The 21,529-nt window shown below is 62.1% G+C and carries 23 protein-coding genes; 5 read left to right on the top strand and 18 right to left on the bottom strand.

Annotated elements, in window-relative coordinates; all coding sequences use genetic code 11:
- Nucleotides 1-279 (top strand): antibiotic biosynthesis monooxygenase (locus tag VEJ16_08320; protein HYB09660.1); only part of this gene is annotated, 279 nt, incomplete at its 5' end.
- A gap of 67 nt (nucleotides 280-346) precedes the next feature.
- Here VEJ16_08320 and VEJ16_08325 read toward each other — a convergent pair.
- A complete protein-coding gene (locus VEJ16_08325) occupies nucleotides 347-1,006 on the bottom strand; it encodes an amino acid ABC transporter permease (GenBank protein ID HYB09661.1) in 660 nt (219 codons plus the stop codon).
- Nucleotides 1,007-1,028: 22 nt separating this feature from the next.
- A complete protein-coding gene (locus tag VEJ16_08330; GenBank protein ID HYB09662.1) occupies nucleotides 1,029-1,817 on the bottom strand; it encodes a transporter substrate-binding domain-containing protein in 789 nt (262 codons plus the stop codon).
- A gap of 321 nt (nucleotides 1,818-2,138) precedes the next feature.
- Between VEJ16_08330 and VEJ16_08335 the strand changes: the two genes are divergently transcribed.
- Nucleotides 2,139-2,795, top strand: a complete 657-nt coding sequence (locus VEJ16_08335; GenBank protein ID HYB09663.1) for a hemolysin III family protein — start codon at nucleotides 2,139-2,141, stop codon at nucleotides 2,793-2,795.
- 57 nt (nucleotides 2,796-2,852) lie between these two features.
- Here the strand turns inward: VEJ16_08335 and VEJ16_08340 are convergent, their stop codons facing one another.
- Nucleotides 2,853-3,809 (bottom strand): EamA family transporter, encoded by a 957-nt coding sequence (locus tag VEJ16_08340; GenBank protein ID HYB09664.1) that lies wholly within the window; start codon nucleotides 3,807-3,809, stop codon nucleotides 2,853-2,855.
- A gap of 166 nt (nucleotides 3,810-3,975) precedes the next feature.
- Here VEJ16_08340 and VEJ16_08345 point away from each other — a divergent pair, with 166 nt between their 5' ends.
- On the top strand, nucleotides 3,976-5,103 hold the full coding sequence (locus VEJ16_08345; GenBank protein HYB09665.1) for a branched-chain amino acid ABC transporter substrate-binding protein: 1,128 nt from the start codon (nucleotides 3,976-3,978) through the stop codon (nucleotides 5,101-5,103).
- Between the two features lie 3 nt (nucleotides 5,104-5,106).
- Here VEJ16_08345 and VEJ16_08350 read toward each other — a convergent pair whose 3' ends face one another.
- The 5 genes from VEJ16_08350 to VEJ16_08370 all read right to left on the bottom strand — a co-directional run bounded on the left by VEJ16_08350 (nucleotide 5,107) and on the right by VEJ16_08370 (nucleotide 8,752).
- The gene (locus VEJ16_08350) at nucleotides 5,107-6,441 is read right to left on the bottom strand and encodes a branched-chain amino acid ABC transporter permease (GenBank protein HYB09666.1); all 1,335 of its coding nucleotides are present in this window, start codon (nucleotides 6,439-6,441) and stop codon (nucleotides 5,107-5,109) included.
- A gap of 170 nt (nucleotides 6,442-6,611) precedes the next feature.
- Complete coding sequence (locus tag VEJ16_08355) at nucleotides 6,612-7,127, bottom strand: hypothetical protein (protein ID HYB09667.1); 516 nt, start codon at nucleotides 7,125-7,127, stop codon at nucleotides 6,612-6,614.
- On the bottom strand, nucleotides 7,124-7,699 hold the full coding sequence (locus VEJ16_08360) for a hypothetical protein (protein ID HYB09668.1): 576 nt from the start codon (nucleotides 7,697-7,699) through the stop codon (nucleotides 7,124-7,126). Before VEJ16_08360 ends, VEJ16_08355 begins: the two co-directional genes overlap by 4 nt.
- 15 nt (nucleotides 7,700-7,714) lie before the next feature.
- Nucleotides 7,715-8,326 carry a hypothetical protein gene (locus VEJ16_08365; GenBank protein ID HYB09669.1) on the bottom strand — a complete coding sequence of 204 codons (612 nt, stop codon included), beginning with the start codon at nucleotides 8,324-8,326 and terminating at the stop codon, nucleotides 7,715-7,717.
- Nucleotides 8,327-8,545: 219 nt separating this feature from the next.
- A complete protein-coding gene (locus VEJ16_08370) occupies nucleotides 8,546-8,752 on the bottom strand; it encodes a cold-shock protein (protein HYB09670.1) in 207 nt (68 codons plus the stop codon).
- A gap of 356 nt (nucleotides 8,753-9,108) precedes the next feature.
- Between VEJ16_08370 and VEJ16_08375 the strand changes: the two genes are divergently transcribed.
- Nucleotides 9,109-9,768: an ABATE domain-containing protein gene (locus VEJ16_08375; GenBank protein HYB09671.1), complete on the top strand. Its 660-nt coding sequence runs from the start codon at nucleotides 9,109-9,111 to the stop codon at nucleotides 9,766-9,768.
- Between the two features lie 6 nt (nucleotides 9,769-9,774).
- On the opposite strand, the gene livM is transcribed toward VEJ16_08375, so the two are convergent.
- The 7 genes from livM to VEJ16_08410 form a co-directional block, all read right to left on the bottom strand.
- Nucleotides 9,775-11,022 carry a high-affinity branched-chain amino acid ABC transporter permease LivM gene (gene livM, locus VEJ16_08380; GenBank protein HYB09672.1) on the bottom strand — a complete coding sequence of 416 codons (1,248 nt, stop codon included), beginning with the start codon at nucleotides 11,020-11,022 and terminating at the stop codon, nucleotides 9,775-9,777.
- A 211-nt stretch (nucleotides 11,023-11,233) separates the two neighbouring features.
- On the bottom strand, nucleotides 11,234-12,577 hold the full coding sequence (locus tag VEJ16_08385) for a dihydroorotase (GenBank protein HYB09673.1): 1,344 nt from the start codon (nucleotides 12,575-12,577) through the stop codon (nucleotides 11,234-11,236).
- A gap of 18 nt (nucleotides 12,578-12,595) precedes the next feature.
- Entirely contained in the window at nucleotides 12,596-13,117 is a 522-nt protein-coding gene (locus VEJ16_08390; protein HYB09674.1) for an SET domain-containing protein-lysine N-methyltransferase, read from the bottom strand.
- Between the two features lie 9 nt (nucleotides 13,118-13,126).
- On the bottom strand, nucleotides 13,127-14,893 hold the full coding sequence (asnB, locus tag VEJ16_08395; protein ID HYB09675.1) for an asparagine synthase (glutamine-hydrolyzing): 1,767 nt from the start codon (nucleotides 14,891-14,893) through the stop codon (nucleotides 13,127-13,129).
- Nucleotides 14,893-15,936: a glycosyltransferase gene (locus VEJ16_08400; protein ID HYB09676.1), complete on the bottom strand. Its 1,044-nt coding sequence runs from the start codon at nucleotides 15,934-15,936 to the stop codon at nucleotides 14,893-14,895. The genes asnB and VEJ16_08400 overlap by 1 nt, the downstream gene beginning before the upstream one ends.
- A complete protein-coding gene (locus VEJ16_08405) occupies nucleotides 15,936-16,727 on the bottom strand; it encodes a glycosyltransferase family 2 protein (GenBank protein HYB09677.1) in 792 nt (263 codons plus the stop codon). The genes VEJ16_08400 and VEJ16_08405 overlap by 1 nt, the downstream gene beginning before the upstream one ends.
- Nucleotides 16,724-17,686 (bottom strand): glycosyltransferase family 9 protein, encoded by a 963-nt coding sequence (locus VEJ16_08410; protein HYB09678.1) that lies wholly within the window; start codon nucleotides 17,684-17,686, stop codon nucleotides 16,724-16,726. Before VEJ16_08410 ends, VEJ16_08405 begins: the two co-directional genes overlap by 4 nt.
- 346 nt (nucleotides 17,687-18,032) lie before the next feature.
- On the opposite strand from VEJ16_08410, the gene VEJ16_08415 reads away from it, so the two are divergent.
- The gene (locus tag VEJ16_08415; protein ID HYB09679.1) at nucleotides 18,033-18,974 is read left to right on the top strand and encodes a folate-binding protein; all 942 of its coding nucleotides are present in this window, start codon (nucleotides 18,033-18,035) and stop codon (nucleotides 18,972-18,974) included.
- A gap of 105 nt (nucleotides 18,975-19,079) precedes the next feature.
- Here the strand turns inward: VEJ16_08415 and VEJ16_08420 are convergent, their stop codons facing one another.
- Genes VEJ16_08420 through VEJ16_08430 form a run of 3 tightly spaced genes read right to left on the bottom strand, consistent with a single transcriptional unit; the run spans nucleotide 19,080 to nucleotide 21,433 of the window.
- Nucleotides 19,080-19,592 (bottom strand): DUF3299 domain-containing protein, encoded by a 513-nt coding sequence (locus VEJ16_08420; protein HYB09680.1) that lies wholly within the window; start codon nucleotides 19,590-19,592, stop codon nucleotides 19,080-19,082.
- A 30-nt stretch (nucleotides 19,593-19,622) separates the two neighbouring features.
- Nucleotides 19,623-20,786, bottom strand: coding sequence for an FtsX-like permease family protein (locus VEJ16_08425; GenBank protein ID HYB09681.1), 1,164 nt, complete (start codon nucleotides 20,784-20,786; stop codon nucleotides 19,623-19,625).
- The gene (locus VEJ16_08430) at nucleotides 20,783-21,433 is read right to left on the bottom strand and encodes an ATP-binding cassette domain-containing protein (GenBank protein ID HYB09682.1); all 651 of its coding nucleotides are present in this window, start codon (nucleotides 21,431-21,433) and stop codon (nucleotides 20,783-20,785) included. The genes VEJ16_08425 and VEJ16_08430 overlap by 4 nt, the downstream gene beginning before the upstream one ends.
- Between the last annotated feature and the right edge of the window lie 96 nt (nucleotides 21,434-21,529).

Below are 21,529 nucleotides of genomic sequence, written 5' to 3' on the forward strand. Positions count from 1 at the left end.
GCAAAGGCAGAGGAATATACGAAATACATCTACGAATCCGGCATCAAGAAGATCGAGTCGATCCCCGGCAATCGTGGGGTTCAGCTGTTTCGTCGAATCGACGACCAATACGGCGATTTCACCGTGATCTCCTATTGGGACTCGATCGAGGCGATCAAGCGCTTCGCCGGAGAGAAGTACGAGGAAACCCACAACTTGCCTAAGGATTCGGAATATCTCGTCGACATGGAGCCGACCGTAAAGCACCTTACCGTGCTCGTGAACGAGTGGCCCAAGTAGCGGCCCAAGGTTTCCAGGGGATCGAAACGCGGCGCAGGGACCCCGGCTTAGGGTCGTACAATGACGATCACACGTAGACCTTGAGTCGACGTTCCAAGTATTGCGTGAAGGCGCCCACCGCACTCGTCATCGCGTAATAGATGATGCCGATCGTGAGGAAGATTGCAAAGTTCTGAAACGTCGAGCTGATGACCATTTGCGCCGACAGAAAGAGTTCCTGGACCGTCACGAGCGAGACGAGTGCCGAGTTTTTGGAGAGAGCCACGAATTCGTTGCCGAGCGGCGGAAGCATCCGCAATAAGGCCTGCGGAAGAACGACGAGCCGCATCGTCTGCCGGTAGGAAAGGCCGAGTGCCTTGGCGGCTTCGATCTGGCCCTTGTCGATCGATTGGATCGCACCGCGCACGATCTCGGTCTGATAGGAGCCCGAGTAGAAAGCGAGAGTGCCGACCGCGGCGACCATCGCCGGTATCTCGACGCCCATTTGAGGAAACGCGTAATAGACGAAGAAGAGCTGCACCACAAACGGTGTGCCGCGGATCACGGACACATAGGCCGCGGCAATCGCGCGCAAAATCCTGCTATGGGAGAGGCGCGCGAAGCCGCCCATGAGCCCGCATCCGACCCCGAGGATGAGGGCCATCACCACGACTTCGATCGTCCTGAGCGCCCCTTCGAGAAGGAAGGGAAGCGATTTGACGACGGTCTCGAGTCCGAGGGACGTCATGGCCTACCCGGACCGGGTGTCCTCAGGACCCCGGACCGAACCATTTCTCCTGGATGGTCTTGATCGTGCCGTCCTTTTTCAGCGACTCGAGCGCTTCGTCAATGGCCTTCAGCAGGTCCGGGTCGTCCTTGCGGACGGCGTAGCCGTAGTTCTCGTTGGTGAGCAGGAAATCGGCGAGCTTGGCGCCGCCATGCGTCTTGATGTAGTAGCGGGCGGCGGGATAGCCGGTGACGACGGCGTCGGCACGACCGCTTTGGAGGGCCTGAAACATCTGATCGTTCGTCTGATTGACGACGAGTTCGGCCTTCGGGTAGGTCTGCTTGAGATAGTCGACCGACTTGGTGCCGACTTGAACGGAGAGCCGCTTGCCGTCAAGGTCGGCCTCCTTCGCAACGCTCTTGTCGTCAGGCTTGAGCATGACGCTGAGGCCGCCCGAGAAATAGGGTTCGGAAAAATCGACGACCTTCTTGCGCTCATCGGTGATGTAGATCGCCGAAGCGGCGAGGTCGATATGCTTCGCCTCGAGGCCGGGTATCAGCTCGCGGAACGGCACTTGCTGAAACTCCACTTTCTTGATGCCGATCTTGGCGGCGATGGCGTTGACGAGGTCGATGTCGAATCCCGATCTTTCGCCCGATGTCGACGTCTGCTCGAAGGGCGGGAAGGTCGCATCCGTGCCGACGATGAGCGTTTTCTGCCCGGCTTTGAGCTCATCGAGAATTCCCGCATCGGCCTTGGCCATCGGCAGCGCGGCGACCGCCAGTCCAGCACATGCGGCCAGTGCCAGGAAGTTACGGCGCGAGTTATCCATGGTGAGCGCTCCCTCTCGTTGCAGCACGCCGTCCGTTCCGATGGCGACGGGCCTCGTTCCGTTCCAGTCGGGCGGAAGCTAGCATAGGGTCGTGCGCGGTGCGAGAGGCGGCAACCGTGCGTCTGCCGTGGCGTTGCGGCAAGGCCCCGACCGAGCAAAAACGAACGTTCTGTCCGTCGCCCGCCCGGCTTCGCCGACAAAGACGGCCGCGCGCGATGGGCACCATATGTGGTAGATTCATTAAGACTGGGTGCGGCGACTGCCCACGCCAATTTACAGTGAAGTGCAGTCATGGATGACGGGCGAGTAGGATCAAGCGAAGTGTCTGATCCCTGGAAAAACGATCGCAGTCTAAGCGAGGAGATCGTCAGTTCGGTCATTCAAGGCTCGGCTGCGGCGGGAGGCGTTGCCGCTCTGATCCTGCTCGTCACACGGGCCTGGCCCCAGGCGAACGTCATGCCGCTCATCGGGGCCCTTGTTTACGGTGCAACGCTCATTATTGCCTTCACCGCCTCGGCCCTTTATCACGGGATACCAGAGCCGCGCCTGAAACGCGTTTTCCGCACCGTCGACCATTGCACGATCTTCCTGCTGATCGCCGGGACATATACGCCGATAACGTTGGTGACGCTCTGGCACCGCTCCGGTTGGCTCCTTCTCCTTTGCGTGTGGTCGATGGCCATTACCGGCATCGTCCTTCGCCTGGTGCGGGGTGCGCGCTTTCATCAAATCGCAATACCTCTTTACCTCGCGATGGGTTGGATTAGCGTAGCGTGGGCGAAAGCGCTCTACGATGCGACGGGGCTTGGCGCTGTTTTACTCATCCTTGCAGGTGGCATTGCCTACACGGGCGGTCTCATCTTCTATCGCTGGAACGGATTGCCCTTCAACAACGCGATCTGGCACCTCTGCGTCGTCGCGGGCAGCACCTGCTTTTTCCTGACGATTTCACTTTACGTATTGCCTGCCTCGGCCTGAACCCGTCGCGGACGCGTGCCGGTGCCTATGCGACCGTCGAATGGGCGATCCGCCGGTTCACCCGATCGATCGACCGAAATTCGAACGATGTCGAGGGCGTATCCGACCCCAAACGATGCGCAATAGGCGGCCATCGATGAATGCGAGGCCTGCAAAGATCAACGCCATGCCGACGAACTCGCGGCGATCCAGCCGTTCACCGAGGAATACCGCGCCGAGAAGTATGGCGCTCACCGGAATGAGGAAAGTCACGAGGAGGACGTTCGTGGCGCCGGCGGTCGCAAGGATGCGGAAATACAGGATGTAGGCGAGCGAGGTGCCGAGGATCGCCAATCCGATCCAAGCGCCCCAAACGGTCATGCCCGGCATAGCGAGTTGCCATGGCTTGTCGCTGATGAGGGCAATGGGGAGCATCATCGCCGTGCTTGCGGTGAGTTGCCCTGCTGCGGTGACCATCGGATTGACGCCCTTGAAGCGGCGGCCGAATATTCCGGCAAATCCATAGGAAATCGCGGCACCGATGACGGCAAGCTCAGCGAGGCCATGCCGGCCGATGCCTTCGAGAAGCTCGGGCCCGATCGTTACCACCGCGCCGGAGAGGCCGATCAGGACGCCCAGGAGCTTCACGGGCGCGAGCCTTTCGTCGCGCGTGAACGCGTGCGCCAGGACGACCGTGAAAAGGGGCGTCGTGGCGTTGAGAATGGCGGCCAGGCCGCTCTCGATTTGAGTCTGCCCCCAGACGATCAGGCAAAACGGAACGACGTTGTTAAGAAGCCCCATTATCAAATTGCGCCGCCAAGCGGTCCAATCGCTCGGCAAGCGTTGGCCGAAGGCATAGAGGACGAGAATAAGGACTGCCGATGCCATTCCCGTGCGCCCCAAAACGAGCGTCAACGGCGGAATGGCGGCGACGGCAACCTTCGAGAAAAAGAAAGACCCACCCCACAGTATCGACAGCGAGATGAGCAGCGCCCACTCGATGCCGCCCATCCGCGGTACTTCGTTCCCTTTCATGTGCGCACCCCGGTTGTGGAGGACGCAAGCCTAGGTTTATCGGTTTAGCCGCACCATCCGCTTCTTGTGCCGGAATTCGCGCGAGCCTCGCTTCGCTGGGGCTGTCATGCTAACGTCGTCCGGAAGGTCGACCCTGCCGGTTGTGCATCCACGCGAGCGTGCGTCAATGTCGTCTCCCCTGAAAGCCTTGCTTGTCTGCCTATCCATCGCCATGCTCGCGGGTTGCGATGAGCTTCCTTCCCTCAAGGCCAAGCAAAATCCCCCGCTGACGATTGCCGTCGTCGGCCCGATGAGTGGGCCTTACACCCGCTTCGGCGGCCAGATGCGCGCAGGTGTCGAGCAAGAGATGGCGCACGTCAACGCGCGAGGCGGTGTCCTTGATAGCGTGTTCAAGATGCGCGGTGTCGACGATCGTTGTGAGTCGACTCGGGCGGCGAGCGTTGCGAAAGGGATCGCGGCCGAGCGACCCGCTTTCGTGGTCGGGCATTTCTGTTCCGAGGCCTCGATCGCCGCCGCGCCGATCTATACCGACGCCAATCTTCTGATGATTTCGCCGTCATCGAGCGATCCCGCACTCACCGAGCGGGGCGCGCCCAATATTTTCCGCACGGTGCCCCGCCAGGACATGCAGGGCCCGGTGCTCGCCAAGTACATCGCCGATCATTTCAGCGGCCAGCCGGTCGCGATCATTTCGGACGGCACGCCGTACGCCCTGACGATCACGGATTCGACCCGCAAGGCGCTTCGGTCGTCCGGGATACATCCAGTCGTCGACAAAACAATGGCCGGCCCAGGGGTCGATTTCACCGACCTCGTCACGCGACTGAAAGACAACAATGTTGGCGTCATCGTCTATGGCGGGAACTACAAGGACGCAGCTCGATTGCTTGTCGAAGCGCGGCGCCAGGGCTCAAGTGCCGTGGTGGCGGGTGGCGACACGCTCGTCGCCGCCGAATTCTGGCAGCTTGCCGGCAGTGCCGGCGAGGGAAGTTTCATGGCATTTCTTCCCGATCCGCTCGACACACCGCGTGGGCGAACAGCTGCAGGGGGCCTCGGGGAATATGGGGTCGAGGCGAGTGGCTATACGCTTTACGCCTACGCCGCGGTCGAGGTTGTCGTGCAAGCGGCAGAGCGCGCCAAATCCATGGCCACCGCCGATCTCATCAAGGAGATGCATGGCGGCACCTTCGACACCGCGGTCGGCATGCTGACCTTCGACGACAAGGGCGATGTAACAAATCCAAATCTCGTGATTTACGTCTGGCGAGGCGGTGCCGCGAAGCGCGAACGCTAGATCTCATCGCTCGCCCAGGATTCCCTGGGGACGGAACACGAGCAGCAGAATGAGAAGCGAGAAGACCGCGATCTCCCGATAAGCGCTCTGAAGATACCCGGCCCAAAAAGTTTCGACGAACGCGACGACGAACCCGCCGAGGAGTGCGCCCGCGAAATTACCCATGCCGCCGACAATGGCGGCCGTGAGCGCCTTGAAACCCATGAGGAAGCCCATCGAAAAATTGACCCCGCCATAATAGCTCGCGACCATCAACCCGCCCGCAGCCGCAAGGCCACCGCCGAGTGCGAACGTCGTTGCGACGGTACGGTCGATATCGATGCCGACAAGTGCCGCCATTTTCCTGTCCTGGGAACTGGCGCGCTGAGCGCGCCCATAGGGAGTCTTCGCCAGCAAGTACCAAGTCCCCAAGGAGAGCACGATCATGATCGCCAGGATCAATGCCTGCTTCGGATTCACATAGAGGCTGAAGCCATTCGATTCGGCAAGTGCGATGCCGCTCAACTGCGCTTCCGGGAGCCAGATGTTGCCCGCACCCTCGGTCACGAACACGTAGTTCTGGAGCACGATGGAAAGCCCGATCGCTGCGATAAGCGGCATGAGCGGATTGGCCTTGCGGAGCGGACGGAAGACCATTCGGTCCATGAGCCAACCGTACCCCGCATTGAAGGCCATCGCGATCGGCAGTGCGAGTATCACGCTGAACATGGGGGAATCGAGGCCGAGTACGATGAACAACGCGACCCCGACGACGGCGATGAAGGCGCCCAGCATGTAAAGCTCGCCGAATGCGAAATTGATGGCGCCGATGATGCTGTAGACGAGCGTGTATCCGACCGCAATGAGGGCCACGATGCACCCGAGGGTGGCGCCATTTACGAGTTGCTGGATGAAATAAAGCACACCGGAGCCGACTTCTGACCGCACCGGCTCCACCCTCGCTCCAGCACCGGGACTTTCCCCTTGCGCATGGATCTTCGCGAGCACGATCTCGAGGATCGCCATGCGAAGTTCCGACAACCGTCCGTCCGTATCGGTCGTGACGGCGATCAGGTGCAGGCGCTCGTCGCTGAACGCACCGCCCGCGAATTCGCATTGCACTTCGTGCAGTTCGCTCTCACCGGTATCTTTCCGCACGATGACGCGGCTGACGATGCCGTGGAGTACCGCCGGGTCGACGTCGTTCCCGATCAACTCTACGGCCCCCTCTGACAACACCACGCCTGCAACCCGGTTGCAGACTTCCGCCTGGGACGAGTCGACCTTGCCGCATCCGGCCACGAGGGCGAGCGCCGCCAAAAGAAGCGGAATTCGCACGGATTTGGGTCTGAAGGTCATGAGGATGGACGAATGGGCAGCGGAGGCCCCGCACCTTTGGTTCGTGACGCGTATCGCAACACCGAATTATAGGCAAGACGATTGCCGCTGTCGCCATCGGTGCAGGCGGTCGGCAGGAAAGACGTGCTAGGGCGAGCCGTAGCACCCGTGACGTTTCGATCGAATGGGGGTCAGACGCCCTGCTCGGGTGCCTGGTAGAGTTCCTTCGGCGGCTCCTCGCCTTGCTTGTCGGGCAGCTTGGGCTGGGGAAGCGGGTAGAATTGCGGGTCGTCCTTGTCCCAGCTCCGCTCGAAGGGCAAAGCCATGGCAACGCCACCGCCATGCTGCTTGGCATTTTGCTCGATCGCGTCCTGAAGCGCTTTCGCGGTCTTCTCGTCCCACGGCAGCTTGTAGTAGCGCGGCTCCGACACTTCGGGAAACTGGAGCCAGAGGAAGATGCCCTGCCCCTCCCGGAGATAGGAGCCGAGCACGTGCGCGTCCTTGAGGTCGGTGCGGAAGACCTCGAGTGCTGTCGCCTTGGGGCGGCCGAGCATGTCCGAATAACCGAAGAAGAGCGTACCCAGGATAAGTGCAAAGAAGCCGCTCACGAGCGTGCGGCGCAATTTGCTGCCCACCGGCATCGCGACATAGGCGAACGCACCCAGCAAGAAGGCGAGCGTGACGAAGGCGACGACGAAGGTGCTCATTTGCTGTCTCCCTTGGCACTCCGCAGGTCCTTGTGGATGCGGTTCATGCTGCCGGGCACGAACTCGCCCTTGTCGTCGAGCCTGAAGCGGAACACCGTCGTCTCCTGGCCCTCGAAGGTGAGTTGAACATCGGATTCGAGGGCCCGCCGCACGCCACCCTTCTCGTCCTGGAGCGAAACCTGGGCGTGGGCAGCGACCGGGAACTTGTGGTCGCGGCTGCGATAAAGCATCGCGTTGACCACGTACTCACCCGGCCAATGGCCGCGCCCGTACGCGACTTCGTAGTTCATCGAGTTGGGATCGCCGCCCTTGCCGAGATCGTCGCGCAGCAAGTTGAAGATGATGCCCGCTTTATTGGAATAGCCGACCGGCACGTCGCCCGGCCCCTGCACCCAAAGATCGACGTCGGCGTCGACCTCCTTGTCCCAGGTCAGCTCGACGATCACGTTGCCGGGCGGGATCTGGCCCTTGGCTTCCTCGTTCTTCTTCGCCACATGCGCGAGGGCGACTGCCCCGATCACGAGGTAGGCGAAGACGAGGAGGAACAGCATGTCGCGGAAGGAAACATTCATCCCCCGCCACATGGCTCAGACCTCCTGCCGCGCGAGCAGATGGGCGTTGGTGCCGAGCCAGAGATAGCCGATACAGGCGAGCAGGTTGGTGTAGAGGGCGGTGGCCGAGCCGATATAGATCGAGGTCACGATCGCCTTGAAGCTCTCGAAGTTCTGGGCCTTGTCGACGGTGAGGTCGGAAACCGTGATGATCAGGCCGAGCACGGTGCCGACCATGCCGAGGTAGACGAGCGCATTGCCGGCCCAGCGCACCGTCTGCCAATCCTTGCGCGCAACCGCCACGAGGCCGGCGGCGAAAAGGACCGTGATCAGGTAGCACATGCCCGACTCGTCGGCCTTATAGGGTCGCACGAGCAGGCCCTCCGCCCACGCCGCCGCCACCAAGGCAAGCCCGATCAGATTGATCACGACGAACCGGGCGACAAAGGGAAAATTCTCGCCGCGACGGCTGAACAACCGTTCAAGCGCTTTCCAATCCGGGAACACGCGCACACGGAAGCTACGATCGAGGAGTGCCTGCTGTTCGCGCACGCCGAGAGGGGCGGGCGTTTGACCGGAGTGGGTTTCGTCGGAATCGAGCGGCTGGCCGGGCGGATCGGTCGACAGGGTGCGCCTGAGGTTCAGCATGTCGAGCCCCTCCTTGGAGCTTCGGCCTCGGCCCTTCGACGAACTGAGACCGTAACATCAAGGTTAAGGGCGGAAAGGTTAACGACCCTCTAAAACAAGGTTTAATTTTTATGAATCAGCCCGCGTTTCGAACCGATATTTCGCACGATGCCGAAAAAAATTCCGGCGTCACGCCGCGCGCGTCCGTCAAGAGGCGCGCGGCGATGGATCGCCTGGACTTTAGGCCGCCTTGAGGTTGATGGCGGATACGCGCCCGTCGCGGCCGCGCTCGACTTCGAAAGACAGGGTCTGCCCTTCGGTCAGCGTCGACATGCCGGCGCGCTCGACGGCACTGATGTGGACGAAGATGTCCTTGGCCCCGTCGCTCGGCTGGATAAATCCAAAGCCGCGCTGGTTATTGAAGAATTTCACCGTTCCAACTGCCATGATGGCTCCTTCAGAATGACGAGTGGCCGTGCGGCACGATCGCAGCACGGCTTCGTTTCAGTTACCGGCCTCATGGATTGCGAGGATATGCGCCCCGCCGACTTCGCATAGAATGCGGCGTATTCGGAAATCCGAGACGTTCCCGCGACAAGATCGGGTCGGCGGAAAGGTCGGGGCAGATCGGCAAGTGCCGAAGCAGATACTGTGACCCTCTAATTGGCTGCAATGGAGGCGTTTTGCAAGCCTCATCGTCGCCTGATCCGAAAGAATTCAAAATTAGAACTCTCTTAAATGACCGTGGCGCAGGACGCTCTTCCGTGTTACTCTAACCAGTGAAAACCATTATGGCTTGCCTTATGACCACCTTACAATCTGACAAACCCTCGAAGGTCCACGATCCGCGCCCCGGAAGTCTTCCCTTGATCGGCGGCGTGCTTTGTCTCGATTTCGTGAACACGGTATCCGGCCTCCGAGATGGCGAGCATGAGATCGAGCATTTGACCGCCTACGAGGATCTCATCGCCTGGGCCATGCATGCCGATGCTTTCTCATTCTCTGAGGCACAGGCCCTCTTGGCGCGCGGGCACGCGGATGGCCCGGGTGCTGTCAGGGCATTTCATCGCGCACTCGCCTTGCGGGATACCATTCACGATATCTTTGCGTCGATCGCGACACACGATCGCATCCCCGACGAGACGATGGAAAGCTTCAACGCAGCCCTCGCCGAAGCGCTGCGTCACGCGCGAATCCTCGCGGAGGATGGGCATTTCAAATGGGCATGGGACGACCTGAGCGCACGTCTCGAAGCGCCGCTCTGGCCGGTCTTGCGCTCGGCGGCGGATCTTCTGACCACGGGCAAGCTCGACCGCATCAAGCAGTGCCCCTTCCCCCATTGCGGCTGGCTGTTCGTCGATCTCAGCAAAAACAAGAGCAGGCGCTGGTGCGAGATGAGCGTGTGCGGCAACCGCACCAAGGCGCGCCGCCACTATATGAGGGAAAAGCGCGTCGGCGCTTGAGCGGCCTCAAGATCCGGATTTCGCAGCACCGAGCAAGATCGTCGGCCGTCGGTAGGCGACAAGGCCGCCGGGGCGCCAGACGATGATCGCGACCATGGCAAGGCCAAACACCAGCATGCGGTAATGGGCGAATTCGCGGCCGAGCTCGGGCAAAAAAACCAGCAGAATTGCCGCGGTCAATACCCCAATCTGGCTACCCATCCCCCCAAGCACGACAATCGCGAGCACGGTCGCGGACTCGGCGAAGGTGAAGCTTTGAGGGCTGATATAGCCTTGGCGTGCCGCGAAGAAACAGCCTGCAAAACCGCCGAATAGCGCCCCGATGCCAAACGCCGAGAGTTTCAGGTTCGTCGGATTGAGGCCGAGCGCGCGGCACGCATCCTCGTCTTCGCGAAGCGCCTCCCATGCGCGCCCAAGCGGCAGCCGCCGCACTCGCAAGGCGAACATATTGGTCAAAAGTGCCAGACCGAGGATCAGGTAAAACAACAGAATGAGACGAGACGGAACCCAATGCGCCGAATGCGCAACAGCGCCCGGCAACGTATCGAGGCCCCATCCGAAAAAAGTAGGATGCGGAATGTCGAGAATCCCGCCGGGGCCACCCGTGAAGCTCACCCAATTTAGAAGGATGATGCGGATGATCTCCCCGAAGCCGAGCGTGACGATCGCCAGATAGTCCCCGCGCATGCTGAGGACCGGGAAGCCGAGGATGACGCCGCACGTCGCCGCGACGAAGCCGGCGAGCGGCAAGCACTCCCAAAAATTGAGACCGAAATAGTGCGAGAGGAGTGCGAAGGTATAGGCGCCGACCGCGTAGAACGCCACGTAGCCGAGATCCAAAAGACCTGCGAGGCCGACGACGATGTTGAGGCCCCAGCCGAGCATCGCATAGATCAACACCGTGATCGCGAGATCGACCATATAGGAATCCGAAAAGGGAAAGAGCGGGAGGAATGCGGCTAAGAGCGCTAGCGCCGAGCCAATAATCAACCGTCGCCGCTCCGATGTTTCGGCAGCTGCACGGCTCGTGCGCACTGCAGTGGTCAAGATGGTGCGTTTCGGTAACCCGAACGAGCAAACGAGCGACAATGCCAATCGGCCCACAAATACGACCGCACTGCCGACGACGACCCAGTGAAGACGCGGGATGAGCGTCACGGCGCCTATTGCAGTAACCACCCGAACCCCGAGTATCGGCAGCGCCAGAAACGCAGCAAATGCCGATGCCATCGCAGCCTCGCCGAAGGCGCGCACGGCCGCGCGGCGCCACCCCTCACCGACAATGCTGTCAACCCGCGCCTTTTCCAACGTGACGCCTTCCAACCCCACCCTTGCACCCGACCTAACTTTCATTCATCCGGTTGCCGGTTGGAAAGATACCAGAAGAATCCGCGAGGGTCAGCGCTCGTGTGCCGACTCCGATTTTCGCCATATCTCGGTGCGGAACTGTGAGCGAATTCCGGATTCAAAACTCGGGCGGGATCGTATCGAGAAACCGGATTGGCATGCCTTGGGGTGTACCGACGATTTCATCGTCGCGCATTACCACATGGCCCCGGATCACGGTCAACTTCGGCCAGCCGGTGACCAACATCCCGTCGAACGGCGTCCAACCACAGCGGCTCGCTATCCACCGGTTCTCGATGGTCCGCCGCGCCTTGAGGTCGACGATCGTGAAGTCGGCGTCGTAACCGATGGCGATGCGCCCCTTCCTTGCAACTCCGTAAATGCGAGCAGCCCCGGCGCTCGTGAGATCGATGAACCGCTCCAGCGTCAAACGGCCGGCATTGACATGATCGAGCAATATCGGCACGAGCGTTTGCACCCCGGGCATTCCCGCGGGGCTTTGCGGATAGGGCTTCGACTTTTCCTCAAGCGTGTGCGGCGCATGGTCGGAGCCGATCACGTCGACGACGCCGTCTGCGACGGCGCGCCACAATGCCTCGCGATGGCCGGCATCCCGAATTGGCGGATTCATTTGCGCGAGCGTGCCGAGGCGGTCATAGCAGTCTGGGGCAACGAGCGTGAGATGCTGCGGCGTGGTCTCGACGGTCGCGATGTCCTTGTGCGCGGCGAGGAGGGTCATCTCGCCGGCCGAGGTGACGTGAAGAACATGCACTCGCCGCCCCGCCTGCCGGGCAAGTGCGATCAGCCGTTCGACTGCCTTGAGTGCGGTCGCTTCATCGCGCCACGCGGGGTGGAATTGCGGCTTGCCACCCTCAATCGCGATTTTTTTGCGCTCGACGAGGCGCGTCTCGTCCTCGGCATGCACGGCCATGCGCCGGCGGCCGCTTCGAAGAACCGCGAGCACGCCGTCGTCGTCCGGCACGAGCAGGTTTCCGGTGGAGCTTCCCATGAAGAGCTTGACGCCCGAGCAACCCGGCAGCGCTTCCAGCGTCGCGAGTTCGGCGACGTTCCCATGGGTCGCACCCACGAAAAAGGCATGATCGACCCATGCGCGCCCCTTGGCGCGTGCGAATTTGTCCTCAAGCAGCGCCTTTGTCGTGGTGCTGGGGTTCGTATTGGGCATCTCGAAGACACCCGTGACGCCGCCGAGTGCTGCTGCGCGAGTCCCCGTCTCGAGGTCCTCCTTGTGCTCGTTGCCCGGCTCCCGCAGATGCACCTGGGTGTCGATGACGCCCGGCAAGACGTGAAGGCCGCGCGCATCGATTGCTTCTCTTGCCTCGCTCGGCGCGAACGAGCCGAACGCCACGATCCACCCACCGCGTGCTGCAACGTCGGTTTGGATGAAGCCGCTCGGCGTTGCGAGGGTGCCATTTCGGATGATCAGATCGAACGGTGTCGCCATGTCACGCTGCCAACCGCATCAGCGAAGTGTCGCTATGCGCGCGTTCACGAATGGCGAGAAACGCCCGCGATAGCGCGCTTGAAGATCCGACCGGCGCCAATCCGAACCGGTGACCCTTCCTCGGCACAGGGACGAGCCGCAGGCGCAGCGCCATGTCGCGACGAGATCGTTTTCGTCCTGCCAAAAGGCGTAGTCGGCCGTGAGCTCATCGCCGGGCGCCAAGTCGCGCCGGGCCGCGAACGTCACTTCGTCTGTCATCCACAGGCTGGGATCGCATGAGTGATTGAGAAAAAAATCCCGGAGGTCGCTTGCACCGACCGGGGTAACCATGAAAAGCCCCTCCCCGATCGGGATTTCCGAGTCGGGCTCGATGTTGATCGAGCCGAGCCGCTCCCTCGTCAGGACCGCACCACCCCATTCGATGACGATGTCGCCGGCCGCAATCGGCGCCGTCGCGAAACTTCCATGCCCTGCAGTACCCGAGCGGCGCACCTCGATGCGCGAATCGAGCCAGGATTTTGTGCGGTATTCTCGACTCACGGTTCCTCCTTACGCGGCCCGCAAATGCTCGAAGGCATCGGGTGCTCCCGTGACGCCCATGATGTGGCGCTGGTGCCAACATGCGTAAAAGAGAAGCGCCCATTCCGCGAAACCCGAGCGTTTGCCCGAGCGTTTGAAGAGCCGCTCGACCGCAACCGGATCGCACATTTGCCGGACACCCTCCTGGCGCGCCACGAGCGGGCCGATGCCTTCGCTTCTCCTCGCGATCCATTCGGCGGTGGGCACGGTAAAGCCCCGCTTGGCGCTGAACGGTTCGGCCTCGGGAAGCTCGCGCGCCAGCCAGCGCCTGAGGAGCCATTTGCCGCGCCGGTCGCGAAGCTTGAGCTTGTCGGGCAAGCAATAGGCGACGGTGGCGACCGCACGGTCGAGGAAAGGCACTCTCGCCTCGACGGAATGGGCCATCAGGCAGCGATCCGCCTTAAGGAGGAGATCGTTTGGGAGCCAATCGGCCACGTCGACCGCTTGCGCAACCTGAAGGTCGCTCCGACCAGGCAAGACCGCCGCAACCTCGGCGGCCGCGAAACCGTCGCGCCATCCCTCAAGCTGGCTGCGCAGGACGCCAAGGCCGTCGAGGATGCCCCGCGCGCGCATCGTGCGGCCCCACATCCACCAAGGCCGCAGGGCGCTGCGGTATCGTCCATATCCAGCGAACAACTCGTCTCCCCCCTCGCCCGTCAGGATCACCTTGAGCGAGCCCTTTAGCTCCGCCGCAAGCTTGTAGGTCGGCAACGTTGCATAATCCGCCGCCGGATCGTCGAGCGCTTCGACAACCCTCGGAAGGTAGGTCCAAAAATCCGCTTCGTCGAATTCAACCTCGACATGCTCCGCACCCACCTTCTCGGAGAGTTTGCGCGCGAGGGCCCTCTCGTCGACCACCTGCGTGCCCGAAAATCCGATCGTGAACGCGCGCACGGGCCGCTCATTGAGCTTCGCCATGAGCGCCAAGAGGGTCGACGAATCGATTCCGCCCGAGAGGAACATGCCATAGGGAACGTCGGAGCGTTGATGCACGCGCACGCTGTCGGTCAGTGCCGCGTCCAGCCGATCGAGGGCCTCCTCCTCGCTCCAGCGTTCGGGGCCACCGGAGGGAAGCGCATCAATGCGCCGGCGTTCGACGATTCGCCCCTCGGCGAGGACCAGCGTCTCGCCTGGAAGCAGTCGGCGAATGCCGAGAAAGGCCGTGTCGCGACCGGTCGTGAATTGAAGTTCCAGAAGCTCCGTCCCGCGCGCAGGATTCAACGCGGCTTGGGCAAGCCCCGCGGCAATGAGCGCTCGCGGTTCCGAGGCGAAGGCGAAAAGGTCGGGCCGCTCGACATAATAAAGCGGCTTGATGCCAAAAGGATCGCGCGAAAGCACGAGTCGGCCGGTCGGCGCGTCGTGGAGTGCGAATGCGTACATGCCGCGCAGACGCTCCACGAAGGCAAGCCCTGTGCGGCGATAGAGAAGAAGGGGCGGCTCGAAATCCGAATTGGTCGCGTAGTTCACGCCGGTGAGCGCTGCGTCTTCACGGAGTTCGATGTAATTATAGATTTCGCCGTTGCCCACCAACGCCGCACCGCCCGGTTCGTAAAGCGGATGCTGACCGGTCTCGAGATCGATGATCGCGAGCCTGTTCTGCACCATGCTGACATTGCCGAAGGCGTAATGTCCTCTACCCTCCGGCCCGCGATGGTCCAGAACGTCCGCCATGCGCTTGAGTGCGGCTTCGTCGGGCGGACGGCCGTTCGTCGTCATGATGCCCGCTATACCGCACATTAGCTCGCGACCTTTTCAAAAAATTCGATATAGCGCGCCACGACCACCGCCTCCGTATAATCGCGTTCGAAGGCAGCACGGCCGCCTGCGCCGATTCGCGCGGTAAGGATCTCGTCATCGAATGCCCGGCGGATTCCATGCGCAAGTGCGGGCGCATCGTTGACGGGCACTAAGATTCCGCTCTTTCCATCCTCGATGATTGCCGCGGGTCCTTGACTCGCCGCCGCGACGACCGGCACCCCGTGCGCCCAAGCTTCGATCACCACATTGCCGAGCGGCTCATGCCGCGAAGGACACACGAGAAGATCGGCCGCCGCAAGCAGTGCGGCCGTATCGTTGCGCCAGCCCAAGAGGCGCACGCGCGGGCCAAGCCCCAGCCGTTCCGATTGGGCTTCGAGGGCTTGACGCTCCGTCCCGTCCCCCGCGATCCAACAATGAACGTCCGGAAGTTGGGCGAGAGCCGCGAGCAGCACATCGAATGCCTTGTTCCGATGCAACCGGCCGAGTGCGAGCACGAGAGGTACCGTGTCCGGCGTTCCCACGCTTCTGCGCGCGAGCGGTTGGGCGCGCGTGGCATCGACGAAATTAGGAAGATAATGCGCGCGCGCGGGCGGCCAGCCGGAGCGGCGCAGATAATCCACGATATCGACCGTGTTTCCGATCAGGTGATCGCACGCCTTGTAATAGTGGAGATCGTAGTAGCCGCCAAGGCGCGCCACGTGAATGAAACGAATGCCGTCGCGCGGCCTCGGGCACTTCCACGTGGCGCGATTCATCCAGGTGAACACGACATGGGGTGCGAACGCCTCGATCTCCCGGCGCAGGCCCGGCCGCGTCCACCAATCCAAAAGACCGCCGAAAGGCAACTCGACGGCGTCGACCCCCTGCTTGCGAAGTGCATAGGCGCGCTCCTCGTCGCGGCGAATGACGACGCGTTGATCGAGGCCGGCGCGCGCGAGCGCTGGTATAAGTCGCGTGAAAAATTCCTCCGCCCCACCATGATGGGCGCCCGCGATCGCCTGCAGGACGCGCAGTGCTGCCATCAATCCGTCTCGAGCCTGGCCTTGAGATAGGAAAGTAGCGGATATAATCCGGCCATCAGCGCAATGAGAAAACCATAGGGACCCTCGCGGTAGCCTTTGCGTGCGACATAGCATTTGTAAAAGCGCGAGAACAGGCGCCGCACGTTCGCGGGGAAGGAACCGATGTGGCCACTGGCACGCAAGTCCCGGGCGCGCGCCGTGGTATAGCGATCGAGGCGCTTCAACATATCCGAGATGTCGCGGTCGACGTAATGCACCATCGGCGTCTTGAGCCAACGCCGCTCGCCCTTGAACGTCACTTTCGGATGTATTCGCTGGTCCCCCCATTGCTTGGCGCCGCGAGAGAAGAGCCGCACCGTCGCCGAAACACCCCATGCCCCGCCCCAGCCGTAACGCACCAGCCGCTCGCCGACATAGTTGTCGAATGGAATGAGAAAATAGCCGGGTGCGGCACGGACGATCGCGGAGCGGATTTCGGTGGCGAGTTCAGGCGAGACGCGTTCATCGGCGTCGACCTCCAAAATCCAGTCGCCGCGGCAGGCATCGATACCGGCCATACGACGCGGCCCTTCGATTTCCCACGCCCCCTCGATCACGCGTGCCCCACATCGCAGGGCGATCGCCTTCGAGCCGTCCGTGCAGCGGTCGAGGACCACGACAATCTCATCCGCGAAGCGCAGTCGACCGAGGCATTCGGCGAGCTGGTGCTCCTCGTTGCGCGCAACCACCAGGGCTGAAACCGTTGGCGTCGCCTTGGCCCCGCCCGCCGGGAGTTGTTCGATGGCGCTCATGCCGCTTGGCCCAGACTTCGGCGCCACAGCCGGATCGCGGCATTTTCCACCATGTCTACGGTAAGGCTGTCCATCAGCGTGTCCGTCGTACGGTGATCGTACCCCGGCTGCCCGACAAGCGCGTCGTAGCTCAACTCCGTCGACACCGTGTCCGCGTGAGGTCCCCAGGGGGCGTAGACCTCGACCCTGCTCGGCCCGAAAAGGCCGAGCGTGGGCACGCCCGAAGCGGCGGCGAGGTGCATCAGGCCCGAGTCATTGCCAATGAAAAGCGCGCACCGGCGCAGGATCATGAAAGCCGTGAGGAGATCGACCTTGCCGATAAGATCGACGCGCCGCGCCGCACGAACGGAAGCGAGCACCGGTTGAGCGAGATTTCGCTCCGACTCCGCGCCCAGGATCACGACGCGCGCCGACGGCATGATACCGTCCGGCGCTGTCAAGCGCTCCAACAGTTCGGCAAAACGCGCCCCGCGCCACATCTTGCCGCGCCAATTTGCCGTAGGAGCCACCGCTAATGGTGGCGGGCCGTCGGGCAGCAAATATATCGCGTTGTGCCAATGCTCGGGTGCGGTCCAAATTCGCGGGGCAAGCGCCTCTTTCTCCCCGATCACGCGCGCAAGATGGAAAAGGCGATGCACCATCTCCTTGCTCGGCGTCGAGATGTAGCGCCTTCCGGCCACGAGGAAGTAGGCGATTGCGGAGGCCCGGAGATCAACGACGATGTCCCACCGCCGCAACGCGGCCTGGCGCCATAGTTTCAACCAATGTCGTCCGTAGCTACGCTTCTCGAGGACATGGATTTGCTCCAGACCCGGTACGGCGCGAAATATATCAATCGCGGCGGGGCCGCACGCGATCGTGATTCGGGCGCCGGGATGCCGCTCGATCAGACGCGCGAGTACCCCTGTCGAAAGCACGGCATCGCCGACCCGTGTGTGGGTGATAAACAGGATATTCATTTTCGTAGAGAATATGCCGAATCCACGCTCAATGCCAATTCGCCTCGAACGCCGTTGCCGCTGAGAGCGGTCTCCGCCAGCACGTCGCTCGAGGCACTCCTTAATCTCATATCCGCAGCTCCATCCTCAAGGAGCATGACGGTCGTTTAAAGACATGACGATCGTTTAAAGAAAGGAATCGGCGGTCGCCCCTAGAGCGTAGGTTCATGGTGGGCGCCATACAGGGCTTTGCCGCCTGACCGACAAGGGTCCAGACCCCCCGGGGTCGGACGGAGGCATTCGAAGGACTTGTCATCTTCATTTCGGCAATCCAACTTGAAGGCGGCTTCATGTGAGGAATCTGTCAATGCCAAGCGGCTTTTATGCACTCAATGAGGAGCGAGCCTGCCTGATCTTGTCGGGCGAGGACGTGCGCAACTTCCTCCAGGGCATGATCTCGAACGACATCGAACGACTATCGGCGCGCGCCGCCCTTTATGCGGGCTTTCTAACGGCTCAGGGACGCTTTCTCCATGACATTTTCATTGCCGAGCTGGCCGACGGCAGGATCGCGGTCGACGGTGAGGCAGAGCGCCTCGACGATCTCAAGCGTCGGCTTACGATGTACAAGCTCCGCGCCAAAGTCGCGATCGCCGACGGGCGTGACAGCCTTGCGGTCGTTGTCCTCTGGGGCGACGACGTCTTCATGCCGTTCGAACTGCCCGCCGAGCCGGGTGCCGCAAAGCCGATCGAGGATGGGGTGGTGTTCGTCGATCCGCGCCTTGGCGCGCTCGGCTGCCGCGCCATGATGCCCCGTTCGAGGGTGGCCGCGATCCTTGAGGCCGCCGGCTATTCGCAGGGACCTTTTGACGAATATTGCCGATTGCGCCTATCGCTCGGCGTGCCCGAGGGGAGCAAGGACATGCCGGTCGAGAAGGCGCTCGTGCTCGAAAGCGGTTTCGAGGAGCTGAACGGTGTCGATTTCAAGAAAGGCTGCTATATCGGCCAAGAACTGACCGCGCGCATGAAGTATCGCGCCCTCGTCAAGAAACGCCTTTTTCCCGTTGAGATGGATGGCCCGGCGCCCGCGGCCGGCACTCCCGTCACCTTTGGCGGCGAAGAGGTAGGCGAATTGCGCAACGTGAAAAATGGCGTCGGACTCGCACTCCTGAAACTCGACGCCGTCGAAGCCGCACTTGCCCAGAACAAGCCCTTGAATGCCGCAGGCGTCGCCCTGCGCCCGCATAGACCGGCTTGGTTTGCGACCGCAGCCGGACCGCACAGCACGCCGCGTGACACCGATCGCTGATACTTATGCGCGATGGAACGGCGCTGGACCGTCGATCTCGGAGTTCGGCCGGGTTGTCGCGAGGCAGACCCTAATCGTCGACCAAGGATCGCGAGCTGCCCGCGCTTAATCGCCGACGCGCTTTGCATCCACAATGCGATAGAGGAGCCCGGTCGGATCGTCGCGCAGGACTTCGAACTTGCCGGCGATCGTCACCGGATCGAACGTGAATTTCACACCGTCGCTGGATTGCACCTCGACGAGCTGGTCGGGCCCCGCCGGTAGGCAGAAGGGACAGCTCGGCGGCAGGGCCGTGAGCACGAAACGCGTCTGTTTCTCGGCTTGGTCGAGCGGCATCATAAAGCCGCGAAGTTTGACGTCCTTGCCGTCGAGGGAAAGCACGCCCGCGCCAAATTGCGGCGGCCGTTCCTTGGGATCGATCGGCGCATCGACATCCTTTAGCTCTTCCCAACGAACGCCGTCCTTTGGCGCTGGCGGCGGCGTCATCCCGTCCGGCGACACAATGGTTGATTGGCTGAGGGCGAACGCCGTGCCGTGGCCAAAGGGGGCTTCGGCCAAGCAAAGGCTGAGCGCCACGCCGAACAAAAGGCCCGCCGCCGTCGTTACGCCAAGTCTCATACCGCCACCTTGCACGAAAACCGGAGGAATCTAGTCGCCCGCGAGGGTGTGCGCAATATCCACCCGGTAGGCGAGCAAGGCCGGCACGAATGCCGCTGCGGCCCCCGCGGACAACGCGAGCACGATAAGCCACCCTTCGTCCGCACGCCAGACAAGCCCCGAAAGGCCCAAGGCGCGCGCTTCGGACGAGAACTCTCCGAGTAAGGCCGCAATACCGTGGCCGAGAGCGAATGCGAGCAAGATACCGCCCAAGGCCAGAAGCAAGCCTTCAAGCATCACCTCCCGCAAGACCCTGCCGCGCGAGGCGCCGAGGCTTCGCATGACCGCGATGTCGTACCGGCGTTCGCTCGTCGCATTGTAGAGGGCGATGAAGGCTCCGAGTGCGGCACACGCTATCAAGAGAATCCCGAACGCGCGGAGCGTGCCGATACCGACGCCGACGAGGGAGAGCAGCCGCGCCGTCTCGTAGGCCGGCGACGCCGCCTGCAATGCGGTGTGACCGTTCACGAGGCGCGGCAACATGGCTGCCGCCAATGGCGTGCGATACGTGATGAGAAGGGCCGTAATCTCGTGCACTGGTACCGCTTGCACTTGCCACGCGCTTTCGACCGACGTGAGGATGAGGCGATCGAGCACCGTGCCCGTCGGCGCCAGGATGCCGACAACAACGTAGGGTGCCGACTCGCGCGTTTGCCCACCCTGAACAAAACCGTGCTGGGCGGAAAAATTGTCGCCGACCCTAAGCCCGGTTATCCGCGCAGCTTCTGCGCCGAGCGTTGCTTCAAGGGGTGCTTGCCAGAAGCGGCCCTGCGCAATTTTGGCCCCGTAATGCTGCGCGTAACTCGGCTCCGTGCCGACCACTCGAAAGTCCCTATAGTTGTCGCCGAGCGCAATCGGTATCGCCGTCGCGACGAGGCCATTGTGGGCGACCTCGTTCGCATCGTCGAGCGGAACGTTCCCAATGGGCGCGTCCGCATGATAAAGCGTCGAGAGAATCAGTTGAAGCGGGCTGCCCTTGGCACCGATAACGAGGTCGAAACCGCGCGAGTCCCGCGTAAGTCGGCTTTCAAGTTGCGCACCGAAAAGGATTACGACGACGATGGTGCCGATCCCAAGTGCCAGCATGACAAGATTGAGGGCCATTGTGAGGGCCCGGTCGCGCAGATAAGCAAAGCTGAGCGTGACAATGTTCATCCAGCACTCGTGAGGTCGTGAGGCAAGGTCAGACGACGCTCGAAGCGCTCTTTGACGCGAGCGTCGTGAGTGGCAATCACGAGTGTTGCACCGACCGCGGTTGCCTGGTTCACGAGAAGGTCTATCACCTGTTCGCAGCTCGAATCGTCCAGGGCCGAACTCGGCTCGTCGGCAAGTATGAGGCTCGGCCGATTTATCACGGCGCGCGCGATCGCCACGCGCTGTGCCTCGCCCTGACTGAGCCGGCGCGGCTTCAGCGTTGACTTCTCGGCCAAGCCGAGGCTTTCAAGCACGTTGGCGATGCGCGTGCGGTCCTGTTTCATGCCGGCAAGGTATTGAGCGAGGCGCAAATTGCCCTCGACGCTCAGCGCCTCCACAAGGTGAAGTGTCTGGAACACGATGCCCACGCGCTGTCCGCGAAACCGGTCGCGTCGAACGGCCGGCAGGGTTGCGATGTCTTGCCCGTCGACGAAAACGCGGCCCTCGGTCGGCTCAAGGAGTCCGGCGGCGAGATGTACGAGAGTCGTCTTGCCGGAACCGGACGGGCCGAGCACCAGCCAGTGCTCGCCCTTTGCGGCCCGCCAGCGTTCGAGTACCAATATCGTACGGCCCCCGGCTTCTTGCCGCACGCCATCGAAGACCAACATCCAGTTTCACCTGCGGCTTCTTACGAGCGAGCTGACTTCTTCCCGGTGCCGGGTTCTGTTACGATAGGGCGCTCGGCGGGGCATCCTGATCGATCA

The sequence above is a fragment of the Alphaproteobacteria bacterium genome (genome assembly GCA_035625915.1).
In the GTDB taxonomy this organism is placed as follows: Bacteria; Pseudomonadota; Alphaproteobacteria; order JACZXZ01; family JACZXZ01; genus DATDHA01.